This is a genomic window from Hymenobacter aerophilus DSM 13606 (assembly GCF_000382225.1).
Lineage (GTDB): Bacteria > Bacteroidota > Bacteroidia > Cytophagales > Hymenobacteraceae > Hymenobacter > Hymenobacter aerophilus.
This window is the reverse complement of record NZ_KB907822.1, coordinates 19,417-32,932: the sequence shown is the minus strand read 5'-3', so window position 1 is coordinate 32,932 and position 13,516 is coordinate 19,417. Positions and strand designations below refer to the sequence as shown.

Genomic DNA, 13,516 nt, shown 5'->3' with positions numbered 1-13,516 from the left:
AAGGTTTAGCCCGGCGGGCTAGTCAATTAAAGGCCGCCTATCCACTGGCAGTTCCAGCACCGGTTGCTCGGCCCGCCGGGCGTCGAGTTGCAGCCGTTGGCCAACAAACCCGATACCGGATAGCGTAATGCGCACCTGGCCCCGGCGCGAGAGGTAGCGGGCTGGCACCGGCAGGCGGTAACGGCCATCGGGGCCGGTAAATACGGCTAGCCGACTCCCCCGAATCCAGCAGACCGCCCCGGCGACGGGCCGGCCCGAATCATCCACCACCAGCCCTTCCGTTATGGCTGCCGCGTCGGCTTCGGTAGGCTCAGTAAAGAACGAAGGCCTGGCGGGCAGCTCGTAAGCGGGCAGTGTGGCCGGAAGCGGAACGTTGGGGGCAATTTGGCCTAAAGCGGACGAGGCGCTCAGCACCCACAGCAACAGGCTGCCAACCCACAGACGTATATAAGCAAATCGATTCATCAGCACCTCTGCTACCCTATAAATATTTGCTTTACAGTCATTTATCGTGCAAGGAATCCTAAACAACACAGCCTTCCGGAAGACAGCTACAGCGGTGGCTTCTGCGGTGGCTCGTGGCCCACTACCTTGCCCATAATCTGGCCCCGGCCGGGCACCGATTTCAGCCGTACGGTGAGCGGAGCCGGGGCCGGACTTACGGCTACGCTTAGCACCTGGGGCTCGAACACGAACGGGCTACCCGCCACGCGCAGGCGCACCGAGCCTTGCTGCACCGGCCCCCACTGTTGCTGCATGGTAAAGCTGAAGTTGCCCTGCTCATCGGTGGTGGCGCCGTAGGGCGTGTCGGCAATGAAGATTTCGGCGCCCGCCACGGCCTGGCTCGTGGAATCGTCGAGCACCCGGCCGCGGATGGTTACCTGGCCCTGGGGCGCAGCGGCCAGTTCGTCGGCCTGCTCGGTAGCGCCGCTGACGGTTGCAGCGTTCGGCCGGGCGTTTTGGCAGGAAGAAAGCAGCGGCTTGAGGCTGAGCAGCGCCAGGCCCGTGAGCAGCAGCCGGCGCCAACGCGGGGCCGCGGCCGGCATAGCGCCCGCCGCCACCGGGGGCGCAAACTGCCCGGCCCGGAACATTCCGCACACGCTGCCCGCCCCCGGCCGGGCCAGCCACGCCCGCACTTCGGCTTCGCTGAAAGCCGAAAAATCGACGACCTCGTGCTGACACTGCCCGCAAAAGCGGCCGGCCGTAGTGGGCGACATGGTGGCCCAGGGCTGCGGGCAGGGGTTGGGAACGGCAAAGCTGGACATGGCGGAGAGGATAAAAGGAAGAAGTAAGTATAAGAATATTTGATGGTTGCCGGGGCTCAGTTGGCTGTTGCGCGTTGCCAGCTGTCAGTTGGCAGTGAACTCGTCATTCAGAGCGCCGCGAATAATCTCGCGGGCCAAAGCAGTCCTGCCATCAGGAGTTACCACGGCCCGTAAGATTCTTCGCTGCGCTCTGAATGACGGGTTCACTGCCAAGTACTCTGCCAACTGCTGCCCCGGCAACCGGCAGATTTCTGTATCTTTTGCCCTCTTAACCTGTTCTTCGCTCCGTTGTCAAGCCCTCTACCTCCCTCCCGCCTCAGCGGATTGTTCCGTCGTAAAACCGTTTCGGACCTTATTGTCAACCCGCCCGCCGACGGGGATATGCTCGGCTCGACCCTCGAAGCCCATAACCTGGAGCGCCACCTCACCGTCCGCGACCTGACGTCGCTGGGCATTGCGGCCGTGGTAGGGGCGGGCATTTTCAGCACCATCGGCAACGCCGCCCACGACGGCGGACCGGCCGTGTCGCTGCTGTTCGTGTTCACGGCCATTGCCTGCGCCTTTTCGGCCTTGTGCTACGCCCAGTTCGCGGCCACTATTCCGGTGTCGGGTTCGGCCTACACCTACGCCTACGCCTCGTTTGGCGAGCTGGCGGCCTGGATTATCGGCTGGGCCCTGATTATGGAATACGCGGTGGGCAACATCGTGGTGGCCATTTCGTGGTCGGATTACTTTACCGGCCTTATGGATGGCGTGGGGCTGCACATCCCCATCTGGCTGACGATGGGCATGCAAAGCGCCCACCGACACTACGAGGAAGTGCTGGCCCTGATGCAGGCCGGCAAGCCGCTGGCCGAGGCCACCGCCTCGCAGCTGGCCGGCTACAACGCCTGGAATTCGGCCCCCGAGCTGCCCGGCGGCCTGCGCCTGGTCATCGACCTGCCCGCCGGCCTCATTACACTTGCCATCACGATGCTGGTGTACGTCGGCATCAAGGAGTCGAAAAACGCCTCCAACATTCTGGTAGGCCTGAAAATGGTGGTGGTGCTCATCGTGATTCTGGTGGGCGTCTTTTACATTCAGCCCGAAAACTGGAGCCCGTTTGCGCCCAACGGCATCGGCGGGGTGCTCAAGGGCGTGTCGGCCGTGTTCTTCGCCTACATCGGCTTCGATGCCATTTCGACGACGGCCGAGGAGTGCAAAAACCCCCAGCGCGATCTGCCCCGGGCCATGATTTACTCGCTCGTCATCTGCACCATTCTGTATGTGATTGTGACGCTGGTGCTTACCGGCATGGTGAACTACAAGGAGCTGGCCGTGGGCGACCCGCTGGCCTATGTTTTCAACAAGGTGGGCGTGAAGTGGCTGGGCGGCATCGTGGCCGTGTCGGCCGTGTTTGCCATGGCCTCGGTGCTGCTCGTGTTCCAGATTGGCCAGCCCCGCATCTGGATGACCATGAGCCGCGACGGGCTGCTGCCGGCCGTGTTTGCCAAGGTGCACCCCAAGTTCCGTACGCCCTCGTTCAGCACCATCGTCACGGGCCTGTTTGTGGGCGTGCCGGCGCTGCTGCTCAACATGGATCTGGTGATTGATTTGACCAGCATCGGCACGCTGTTCGCCTTCGCGCTGGTGTGCGGCGGCATCCTCATCATCGACCCCCACGGCACTTCCGACGCCCGCTTCAAGGTGCCCTACATCAACGGCCAGTTCCTGGTGCCGCTCACGCTGGCCATCTGCGGCGTGCTGGTGCTGGTGTATAATCAGGACGGTATCCGCGAGTTTACCACGGCGCTGACTACCAGCTACGAGGAAGGCCGCCACTACATCCCGATGCTGGTGTTTTTCGGCTTCTGCCTGGGTTTGTCGTGGTTGTCGTTCCGCAAGCGCCTGAGCTTGCTGCCCACCCTGGGTTTGCTGACCAACCTGTACCTGATGACCCAGCTGGGCGTGAACAACTGGCTGCTGTTCTTCGGCTGGCTGATTATCGGGCTGGCCTTGTACTTCAACTACGGCTACAAACACTCCAAGCTGCGCCTGAAGCACGCGCAGGCGTAGTTTGCCCACTTCAACGAGTACCCTGGAGGCCGCCTCCGGGGTACTCGTTTGCGTTTGCCGGTGCCCGAATTTGGGCTGGCCCGGGAATTCTGAGCCGCCCGGCGCGTTGTATCTTCGCCCATAGTCACATTTCCTGCCCGATATTTTAGCTCATGAATCCACTCTTTTCGCTTTCCCTTCCCATGTTGCCGCTGCTGGCGGGCCTCGGCCTGGCCGGCGCCACGCTGTCGGACGCCCAGGCGCAATCCGCTACTTCAACCAAAATGACGACCAGCAAGTCCTCTCCGATGCCGCTGCTCCAGCCCTGGAGCGGCCCCCACGGCGGCGTGCCGCCGTTCGATAAGGTGAAAGTGGCCGATTTCAAGCCGGCGCTGGAAGCGGCTATGGCCGAGAACATGGCCGAAATCAACACCATTGCCAACAACCCCGCCGCGCCCACGTTCGAGAACACCATTGCGGCCATGGAGCGCAGCGGCGGCACCCTCGACCGCGTGGGGACGGTGTACGGCATCTGGGCCACCTCGCTTAACGACGCCAAGTTTGCGGCCGTGCAGGCCGAGATGGCGCCCAAAATGGCGGCCTTCAGCGACCAGATAACCCAGAACGCGGCCCTGTTCAAGCGCATCGAGGCGGTGTATAACTCGATGGCGACCAGCAACCTCACGCCCGAGCAGCAGCGCCTGACGGAGGTGCGCTACAAGGCCTTCGTGCGGGCCGGCGCCAAGCTTGATGCCCCGGCCAAGGCGCGGCTTTCGCAGATAAACCAGCAGCTGGCGGGCCTCTTCAACAACTTCTCGCAGAACGTGCTGGCCGATGAGGCCAACGAGATGCTGGTGCTTAAAACCGAGCAGGATTTGAGCGGGCTGCCCACCTCGCTGCGCGACGGCGCCAAAGCCGCCGCCGATTCGCGCAAAGTGGCCGCGGCGGGCGTCATCACCAACACCCGCTCCAGCGTCGACCCGTTCCTGACTTACTCCGACCAGCGGCAGCTGCGCGAGAAGGCTTGGCGCATGTTCACCAACCGCGGCGACAACGGCGGCGCCCACGACAACAACGCCATCATCACTCAGATTCTGCAGTTGCGGGCCGAGCGCGCCAAGCTGCTGGGCTATAAAACGCACGCCCACCTGCGCCTCGACAACACCATGGCCAAAACCCCCGAGGCGGCCATGGAGCTGATGGAGCAGGTGTGGCAGCCGGCCGTAGCCCGCGTGCACGAGGAAGTGGCCGACATGCAGGCGCTGGCCGTGAAGGAAGGCGCCCCGGCCGATTTCAAGATTGAGCCCTGGGACTACGCCTACTACGCCGAGAAAGTGCGCAAGGAGCGCTACGACCTCGACCAGAACGAGGTGAAGCAGTATCTGCAGCTCGAAAAGATGCGCGAGGGCATGTTCTGGATGGCCGGCGAGCTGTTCAATTTCAGCTTCCAGCCCGTCACCGACGTGCCCGTGTTCCACCCCGATGTGAAGGTGTGGCAGGTAAACGACAAGACCACCGGCCAGCAGGTGGGCCTGTGGTATTTCGACCCCTACGCCCGGCCGGGCAAGAAATCGGGGGCTTGGATGAACGCCTACCGCAACCAGGAACGCATGGATGGCAAGGAAGTAACCACTATCGTGTCGAACAACTCCAACTTCGTGAAGGGCAAGCCCGGCGAGCCGGTGCTGATTTCCTGGACCGATGCCACCACGCTGTTCCACGAGTTTGGCCACGCTTTGCACGGGCTGTCGAGCAACGTCACCTACCCCACCCTGTCGGGCACCAGCGTGGTGCGCGACTACGTGGAGTTCCCCTCGCAGGTGCTCGAAAACTGGCTGCCCACGCCCGAGGTGCTCAACCGCTTCGCCCTGCACTACCAGACCGGCAAGCCCATCCCGCAGGAACTCGTCGACCGCATCGACAAGGCCAGCACCTTCAACGAGGGCTTCGCCACCACCGAGTTTCTGGCCAGCGCCCTCATCGACATGAAGCTGCACCTGGCCGGCGACCAGAAAATCGACCCCGACAAGTTCGAGCGCGAAACCCTGGCCCAATTGGGGATGCCCTCCGAGCTGGTGATGCGCCACCGCACGCCCCAGTTCAACCACATCTTCTCCTCCGATGGCTACTCGGCCGGTTACTACTCCTACCTGTGGTCGGTGGTGCTGGCCGCCGACGCCTTCAGCGCCTTCACCGAGGGGGGAGGGGCCTACGATAAAGCCGTGGGCGAGCGGCTGCGCCAGAACGTGTTCACGGTGGGCAACACCATCGACCCCGCCGCCGGCTACCGCGCCTTCCGGGGCCGCGACCCGAAGATTGACGCGCTGATGAAGCAGCGCGGCTTCCCGATGACGACGGTCGTCCCAGCAACAACGCCCGCCGCAGTAGTCGTTCCGGCAGCGGGCCAGCTGGAAAAAGTTAAGGTAAAAATCAAGAAGGGCAAGCGGAAGTAAGGTCCGTTCGCCCGGCCGGATTCATCATCCGCCAACAGCAGAAGCCAGCTTTCTACCTCCCTGGAGGCCGGAAGCTGGCTTTTGGCGTTGCGGCTAGTATCTTCCGGTAAATGAATGCCTTATGCCGCCAATTCCCGCCGCCGAAACCATTCTGCTGACCATGCGCCTAGCTGGCTCGGTGCCCGCCCGGGCCGGCCGCGAGTTGCAGGCCCAGCGCGTAGCCGCCCAAACCGAAGCCCGCACGGCCCCCGACCCCGCCGCGGCCGGCCGCCGGGCCGAGAAGCAGTTCTTCGCTGCCTTCGACAAGTTGCTCGACGCCCATACCGTGGGCCCCGACTATCTGGGTCGCGAGAAGCTGGCTGAGCTGGTAGCCGGTGAGCTGCTGATGCTGGAGGAGCAGGGGTTGCAGGTACCGGGTTTCGTGCTGCTGCCGGGCCACCTGCACGCCGTGCTGGTGCTGCCGGCCGAAGCGGGCCTCTCGCTCTACAAAACCATCGAGCTGCTGCACCAGCGCACCGCCGCCCAGGCCCGCCGCCTGCTGCGCGGCCAGCTCCCGCCCGAGGCCGATTTCTGGCACCCCGGCTCCCACGAGCTACCGATTCAGGACGAAGCCGAGCTGACGCGGGTGCAGGCCTACCTGCGCCACCATGCGGCCCGTCTGGGTTTGCCGGAGCGGTTTCACGCGTGGCCGTATGTGAATGAGTGAATGAGTGGGTTGGTGAAATAGGACTGTCATTCTGAGCGGAGCGAAGAATCTCGCAAGCAACGCTAACTCCCAACGTCAGGGTTACTTTGGCACGCGAGATTCTTCGCTCCGCTCAGAATGACAGTTCTACCTCACTCACTCATTCACCGAATCACTCAGTTGGCCCGGTGGATGATAGCCACGCTTACCAGAATAATGACCATACCCAGCAGGTGCCAGAGGTTGAACTCCTCGCCGTCGAGTACACCCCAGGCCAGGGCCACCACCGGGATGAGGTAGGTGTTGGAGGCGGCAAACAGGGCGGTGGAGGTTTGGATGAGGCGGTTGAACAGCACCATGGCCACGGCCGTGCTCATAGTGGCCAGCAGGGCAATGTAGCCGAAGGCCGTCCAGGCGCCGGGCATGGTGGCCAGCTTGCCCAGAAAGTCGGTGCCCACCAGCAGAAACGCCAGCGCCGGGCCGCCGATGAACAACAGCAGCAGCCCCGTAACGGCCAGGGCCGGAATATCGCTCAGATGGCGCTTAATCACGTTTACGCTCACGCCATAGCCCAGGGTGGCGGCCACAATGAACAAGCCGTACCAGGCGTTGCCGGCCCCGCCGGCCGGGGCCGTGCCGGCCGCCGCGCTGCCACCCAGCAGCATCAGCACCAGCGTGCCTACAAGGCCCAGCGCAATGCCCAGCACGCGCAGGCCGGTAAGCTTCTGGCTGAAAAAGGCGGCCCCCACCACCAGCGTAAACACGGCCGTGAGGGCGTTGAGCACCCCCGCCAGCCCCGAGGCCAGCCGGGTTTCGGCGTAGGCAAACAGGAAGGCCGGCAGCAGCGTGCCCACCACCCCGCTCAGCAGCAGCCACTTGAATTTCTCCCGGTTCACCTGCCCCAAATGGCGCAACGCAAACGGCAGCAGTAGCAGCGCCGCCACGCTTACCCGCGTGGCGCCCAGCTCCAGGGCCGAAAACACCACCAGGCCCTTCTTCATCAGAATAAAGGAGGTGCCCCAGATGCCGGCCAGCACCAGCAGCAAGACCCAGGCCGTGGCCGTAGGGGCCGGCGGGGGAACAATAGCGGCGGGTGAAGCGGTAGGGGCGGTAGCGGTAGGCGTGGTGGGCATTGAGGGGGCGAGCAGAGAGTGGGTAAAGGTCGAAAAACGATATACAAACGCCTGTCATCCTGAGCGCAGCGAAGGACCTTAACCCGTTAGTACAAACGAGACAAGGTCCTTCGCTGCGCTCAGGATGACAGGCGTTTTCATTCACCCTACCAGCACCGGCTCGGCGGCGCTGATTTCGTCGAGGATGTGGTGGATTTCCAAGGGGTCGTTGGTCTCGACGAGGCGGCTGCGCCACTGGCGGGCGCCTTCGAGGCCGCGGAAATACTGGGCGTAGTGGCGGCGCATTTCGAACACGCCGGCCCGCGGGCCTTTCCACTCCAGGCTCTTCTCGAAGTGCATGCGGCAGGCCTGCACGCGCTCCTCCACGGTGGGCGGGGCCAGCAGCTCGCCGGTGGCCACGTAGTGCTTCACCTCCCTAAAAATCCAGGGGTAGCCGATGGCCGCGCGGCCAATCATCACGCCATCCACGCCGTAGCGGTTTTTGTACTCCACGGCCTTCTGGGCCGAGTCGATGTCGCCGTTGCCGAAGATGGGAATTTTGATGCGCGGGTTGTTCTTGATGGCCGCAATCAGCCGCCAGTCGGCCTCGCCCTTGTACATCTGCACGCGGGTGCGGCCGTGCACTGTGAGGGCCTCGATGCCCACATCCTGCAGGCGCTCGGCTACTTCCTCCACGTTTTTGGTTGAGTCGTCCCAGCCCAGGCGGGTTTTCACGGTAACGGGCAGGTGAGTGGCCTGCACCACGGCGGCCGTCATTTCCACCATTTTAGGGATGTCACGCAACAGCGCGGCGCCGGCGCCGCGGCAGGCCACCTGCTTCACGGGGCAGCCGTAGTTGATGTCGATGAGGTCGGGGCCGGCCTCGGTGCTCAGGCGGGCGCACTCGCCCATCGTGGCCACATCGGAGCCGAAGAGCTGGATGCCGATGGGCCGCTCGTAGTCGAACACGTCGAGCTTCTGGCGGCTTTTGGCAGCGGCCCGGATCAGGCCCTCCGACGAGATGAACTCGGTGTACATCAAATCGGCCCCGCCCTGCTTGCACACGGCCCGAAACGGCGGGTCCGACACGTCCTCCATGGGCGCGAGCAAAAGCGGGAAATCGGGCAGGGCAATGTTGCGGATATGAACCATTTAGAGTCAGCTGTTAGCTTTTAGCCGCTAGCTGTTAGCTTTTCGTGGAGAGAAAACGCGCGACGGGAATGGCCGCTTGACGCGGGCGCTGGTATTTTGCGCAAATTTACGATTAGTTAGGGCGCCGAAGGCCCCGACGGTCAAACTCCAACCCCGCCCTCCCCATGAAAGGTTTCGTTTCGAGCCGGCTGCACCCGCTGGCCAACCTGGCCCTGTTGCTGGTGCTGCTGCTGGCCACGGCCTGCCTGAGCATGCTGCTGATTGCCATTGCCAGCAACCTGCTGTATGGCGTGGGCCTCACGGCGCTGGGCAACGTGCAGCAGCAGCCCAGCAACTACGCCAACGGCTGGGAAATTTCGATGCTCAGCCAGGGCCTGCTGCTGCTCGGCGGCTTTGGCGGCGCGGCCGTGGCGCTGGCCAAGCTCACGGGCTACGAGCTGCCCGACTACTTCGCGCCCCGCCGCCGGGTGCCGCTGGGCTGGCTGCTGCTGGCGGCCGTGCTTATTGTGGCCAGTCTGCCGGCCATGTCGGTGCTGATTTCCTGGAACGCCAAGCTGCACCTGCCCGACGCGCTGGCGGGCTGGGAGCAGCTGGCCCGCGAGGCCGAAACCAAGGCCCAGGAAACCATTAAGTACCTCACCCGCTTCTCGTCGCCGGCCCGGTTTGTGGTGGCCCTGCTGGTGATTGCCGTGGTGCCGGCCGTGGCCGAGGAGCTGTTTTTCAGGGGCGTGATTCAGCGCAACCTCGTGCAGTGGAGCAACTCGCGGCACGTGGGTATCTGGCTGGCGGCCATTATTTTCAGCGCCATTCACTTTCAGTTTCTGGGCTTCTTCCCGCGGATGGTGCTGGGTTTGCTGCTGGGCTATTTATACGAGTGGAGCGGCAATATTCTGGTGCCCATGGCCGCCCACTTCGCCCAGAACGCCTTTCAGCTGGTGCTGCTCTACGCCCAGCAGCGCGAGTGGTCGGCCACCGACTTCGACCCCGACTCGACCGAGGCCCTGCCCTGGCCCTGGGTGCTGGCCTCGCTGCTGCTGAGCGCGCTGCTGCTCTGGTACCTCTATCAGCGCATGCAACGCCCCTTCGCCGACGGCCCGCCCACGCGCATGCACACGCTGGGACGCCGCGGCGTAACTGTGGTGCAGGCCACCGACGCGCCGCTGCCGCCCGCCCGCACCCTCAGCCACGACGGGGTCGACACGAGTCGGACTGATTTTTGATTGGCTGGCAGCTGGCGTTCAGCTTTCGGGCTGAAATCCTATTTTCGCCGACTGGGCTCCGGTCGGTTTCGAGTTTTGCGCAGAAATTGAGCCCTTGGTTTGGGCTTTCTGCGCCGTTAGTTATTTCTACCATCCAATAAAGCGCCCAGCTAACCGCTAATGGCTAACAGCCCCAAAGAAGCCAACGCCCCGATGTCCAACCTCAGCCAGCGCATCATTTTCGGCGTGCTGGGGGCCGTGCTGCTGCTGGGCAGCGTGTGGTTTAGCGCCTGGACGTTTGCCCTGCTTTTTGCCGTGGTGCAGGCGCGCATGCTGATTGAGTTTTACCGCATGATGCGCCAGGCCGGCTACAAACCGGCCGCTATGCTGGGCGTGGCCATCAGCCTGCTGCTGTTTGCCAGCGTGGCCGCCTTCACCGAATTCCGCACCCTCACCAACCAAACCGTGCCGCTGGCCGTGGCCGACCTGCACCATATGCGCACGGTGGCCGTGGGCCTGATTGTGCTGCTGCCGGTGGTGCTGATTCTGCGCGAAATGTACTCCTGGCCCCGCGCCGAGCAGCCGTTTGCGCCGTTTTCCAACGTGGGCGTGGCCCTGCTGGGGCTGCTCTACGTGAGTTTGCCCATGAGTTTGCTCACGGTGGTGGCCTTCAGCGGGCCGGGCGGCTACGACTACCGCCGCGTGGTGGCCCTGCTGCTGCTGGTGTGGGCCTCCGATATCGGGGCGTATGCGGCCGGCAAAACGATGGGCAAGCACAAGCTGGCGCCCAAAATTTCGCCCGGCAAAACCTGGGAGGGCGCCGTGGGCGGCTTCGTGTTTACGCTGCTGGTGGGTGCGGCGCTGGACTGGCTACTGCCCGAACTCTCGCTGGCCTACCGCCTTACGGTGGCCGGGGTGGTGGCCGTGTTCGGCCCGCTCGGCGACCTGGCCGAATCCATGCTCAAGCGTAGCGTGGGCGTCAAGGATTCGGGCCGCATCATGCCCGGCCACGGCGGCCTGCTCGACCGGTTCGATGCCTTCCTATTTATCCTGCCCGTGCTGGCGGTGCTGCAGCTGGTTTTCGGCTCATAAACAGCTGGTAAGCCGCCGCCGAAAGTTACTGGGCGGCCGGCTTCCCCACACCAAAGTAAAGGCCTACCTTTGCCGTTGATTTCCACCCGCGGCTCCGTTTTTTGGCGGGGCCGCTCCCTTATTTTCCCCACCCAACCCCCACCCCGTATGGCTGCTACCACGGTCTACAAGTACAAAGAGCCGGCCCCCCGCGTTGATGCCGAAAACCCGCTCGAATCGATGATGTCGCGCTTTAATGTGGCGGCTGAAATCCTGGGCCTCGACGAGGAAACCTACGAGGTCCTCAAGGCCGCCGACAAGCAGGTGATTGTGCACATTCCGGTAACCATGGACAACGGCAAGGTGCGCGTGTTCGAGGGCTACCGCGTGATTCACAACACCATTCTGGGCCCGAGCAAGGGCGGCATCCGCTACGACAAAAACGTGCACCTCGACGAGGTGAAGGCCCTGGCGGCCTGGATGACCTGGAAGTGCGCCGTGGTGGACATTCCGTACGGCGGCGCCAAGGGCGGCATTATCTGCGAGCCGGCCACCATGAGCGCCGGTGAAATGGAGCGCCTCACCCGCGGCTACACGCTGGCCATGAAGGACGTATTCGGTCCCGACCGCGACATTCCGGCCCCCGACATGGGCACGGGCCCGCGCGAGATGGCTTGGCTGATGGACGAGTTCTCGAAGACCGTGGGCGGCACCTCGCCGGCCGTGGTAACGGGCAAGCCGCTGGTAATGGGCGGCTCGCTGGGTCGCACCGAGGCCACCGGCCGCGGCGTGATGGTGGCTGCCATGGCGGCCCTCAAGAAGCTCGACCTCGACCCGCACAACGTATCGGCGGCGGTGCAGGGCTTTGGCAACGTGGGCGCCTGGGCGGCCAAGCTGCTGAGCGAGAAGGGCGTGAAAATCAAGGCGCTGTCCGACATCAGCGGGGCGTACTGGAACGAGAACGGCATTGATATCGACGAGGCCATTGCCTACAAGAACGCCCACGCCGGCCGCCTCGACGGTTTCCAGGGCGCCACGATGCTCGAAAACGCCGACGACCTGCTCACGACCGACGTGGACGTGCTCGTACCGGCCGCCGTCGAGGACGTCATCACCGAGCACAACGCCCACGACATCAAAGCCAAGCTGATTGTGGAGGGCGCCAACGGCCCTACCGCCGCCTCCGCCGACCCCATCATCAACGAGAAGGGCATTATGGTGGTGCCCGACATTCTGGCCAACTCGGGCGGCGTAACGGTTTCCTACTTCGAGTGGGTGCAGAACAAGCAGGGCTTCAAGTGGAGCGAGAAAATGGTGACTGAGCGCGCCGACCGCATCATGAACGATGCCTTCGAGAAGGTGTACCAGACCAGCCGCAAGTACGACGTGCCCATGCGCATCGCCGCCTACATCGTGGCCATCGATAAGGTAGCCCAGACCTACAAGTTCCGCGGCGGCTATTAAGCGGTGAAATGGTGAGATAGTGAAATGGTGAGTTGATGTTTCGGGGTCCCGGCGGCGCAAGTGGCGCAATTAGGGCTCTCAAAACATCAACTCACCATTTCACTATCTCACCATTTCACCTTACGCGCCTATATTTGTTTCCGGATAGCCCGAGCCGCTGGTTCGGGCTATCTTTGTGTAGCTTGGCTGCCTGCGCGCTATTCTACCATCGAAATCCGCCAACTCAACGTAAGCAGTAACCCGCGCAACGCCTGGCGGCCCATCAAACCAGCCCGCCCGAGCCACCTGAATCAGCGACATCAGGCCAATCAGCGCAAATCAGTGATTTATGAAAATCCACAAGGAAGGACGACGGATTCTGTTTTTTACGCTGCTGGCCCTGCTGGCTGTAAACCTGCTGCTGTTCCGCTACAACGCCGAAAACGACGGTTTCAACAAGGTATTCGCGGGCATCTCGGTTATCATGTTCCTGATTCTGCTGCAGTTTTTCCGCAGCCCGGCCCGCCGCCTGTTCACCCACGAAGACCTGATTATCGCCCCCGCCGACGGCAAGGTGGTGGTGATTGAGGACGTAATGGAGCCCGAGTACTTCGACGATATGCGCAAGCAGATCAGCATATTCATGTCGCCGATTAACGTGCACATCACCCGCAACCCCATTTCGGGCATCGTGCGCTACTTCAAGTACCACCCGGGCAACTACCTGGTGGCCTGGCACCCCAAAAGCAGCACCAAAAACGAGCGTACCACGGTGGTGGTAGAATCGGAAGCCGGCCCGCTGGTGCTGTTCCGACAGATTGCCGGCGCTATGGCCCGGCGCATTGTGTGGTACGTGAACGAGGGCGACGAGGTCAGCCAGGGCGAGGAGTTTGGCTTCATCAAGTTCGGCTCGCGGGTTGACATCTTCGTGCCCCTCGACACCGAAATCAAGGTGGAGATTGGCGAGAAGGTAAAAGGCGGCCAGACCGTCATCGCCCAACTCAAAACCCCACCGGCTAGCCTGTTTTAGGCATCTAGCGGCATCTAAATAGCAACAGCGGCGGCTCCCGATTCGGGGGCCGCCGCTGCTGGTTTTGAGGCC

General features: G+C 63.2%; 11 protein-coding genes. 7 read left to right on the top strand and 4 right to left on the bottom strand.

All coding sequences use genetic code 11. The annotated features are described in order from the left end of the window. Positions 1–18 precede the first annotated feature (18 nt). Both H145_RS0115025 and H145_RS0115020 read right to left on the bottom strand, forming a co-directional pair. Positions 19–465, bottom strand: a complete 447-nt coding sequence (locus H145_RS0115025) for a carboxypeptidase-like regulatory domain-containing protein (protein WP_157541622.1) — start codon at positions 463–465, stop codon at positions 19–21. An 86-nt stretch (positions 466–551) separates the two neighbouring features. Then, the gene (locus H145_RS0115020) at positions 552–1,265 is read right to left on the bottom strand and encodes a carboxypeptidase-like regulatory domain-containing protein (RefSeq protein WP_019948985.1); all 714 of its coding nucleotides are present in this window, start codon (positions 1,263–1,265) and stop codon (positions 552–554) included. Between the two features lie 381 nt (positions 1,266–1,646). Here H145_RS0115020 and H145_RS0115015 point away from each other — a divergent pair, with 381 nt between their 5' ends. The 3 genes from H145_RS0115015 to H145_RS0115005 all read left to right on the top strand — a co-directional run bounded on the left by H145_RS0115015 (position 1,647) and on the right by H145_RS0115005 (position 6,458). Next, entirely contained in the window at positions 1,647–3,320 is a 1,674-nt protein-coding gene (locus H145_RS0115015) for an amino acid permease (protein WP_019948984.1), read from the top strand. Between the two features lie 152 nt (positions 3,321–3,472). After that, positions 3,473–5,752: a M3 family metallopeptidase gene (locus H145_RS0115010; protein WP_157541620.1), complete on the top strand. Its 2,280-nt coding sequence runs from the start codon at positions 3,473–3,475 to the stop codon at positions 5,750–5,752. Positions 5,753–5,873: 121 nt separating this feature from the next. Beyond that, positions 5,874–6,458, top strand: a complete 585-nt coding sequence (locus tag H145_RS0115005; RefSeq protein ID WP_019948982.1) for a hypothetical protein — start codon at positions 5,874–5,876, stop codon at positions 6,456–6,458. A 155-nt stretch (positions 6,459–6,613) separates the two neighbouring features. Here the strand turns inward: H145_RS0115005 and H145_RS0115000 are convergent, their stop codons facing one another. After that, positions 6,614–7,570 (bottom strand): DMT family transporter, encoded by a 957-nt coding sequence (locus tag H145_RS0115000; protein WP_019948981.1) that lies wholly within the window; start codon positions 7,568–7,570, stop codon positions 6,614–6,616. 141 nt (positions 7,571–7,711) lie between these two features. After that, positions 7,712–8,701: a tRNA dihydrouridine synthase DusB gene (gene dusB / locus H145_RS0114995; protein ID WP_019948980.1), complete on the bottom strand. Its 990-nt coding sequence runs from the start codon at positions 8,699–8,701 to the stop codon at positions 7,712–7,714. Between the two features lie 164 nt (positions 8,702–8,865). Here dusB and H145_RS21495 point away from each other — a divergent pair, with 164 nt between their 5' ends. The 4 genes from H145_RS21495 to H145_RS0114975 all read left to right on the top strand — a co-directional run bounded on the left by H145_RS21495 (position 8,866) and on the right by H145_RS0114975 (position 13,444). Continuing rightward, a complete protein-coding gene (locus H145_RS21495) occupies positions 8,866–9,921 on the top strand; it encodes a CPBP family intramembrane glutamic endopeptidase (RefSeq protein WP_019948979.1) in 1,056 nt (351 codons plus the stop codon). Between the two features lie 159 nt (positions 9,922–10,080). Further along, positions 10,081–10,992: a phosphatidate cytidylyltransferase gene (locus H145_RS21490; protein WP_019948978.1), complete on the top strand. Its 912-nt coding sequence runs from the start codon at positions 10,081–10,083 to the stop codon at positions 10,990–10,992. Between the two features lie 147 nt (positions 10,993–11,139). Next, positions 11,140–12,435 (top strand): Glu/Leu/Phe/Val family dehydrogenase, encoded by a 1,296-nt coding sequence (locus tag H145_RS0114980; protein WP_019948977.1) that lies wholly within the window; start codon positions 11,140–11,142, stop codon positions 12,433–12,435. 328 nt (positions 12,436–12,763) lie between these two features. Then, positions 12,764–13,444 (top strand): phosphatidylserine decarboxylase family protein, encoded by a 681-nt coding sequence (locus H145_RS0114975; protein WP_019948976.1) that lies wholly within the window; start codon positions 12,764–12,766, stop codon positions 13,442–13,444. Positions 13,445–13,516: the final 72 nt, after the last annotated feature.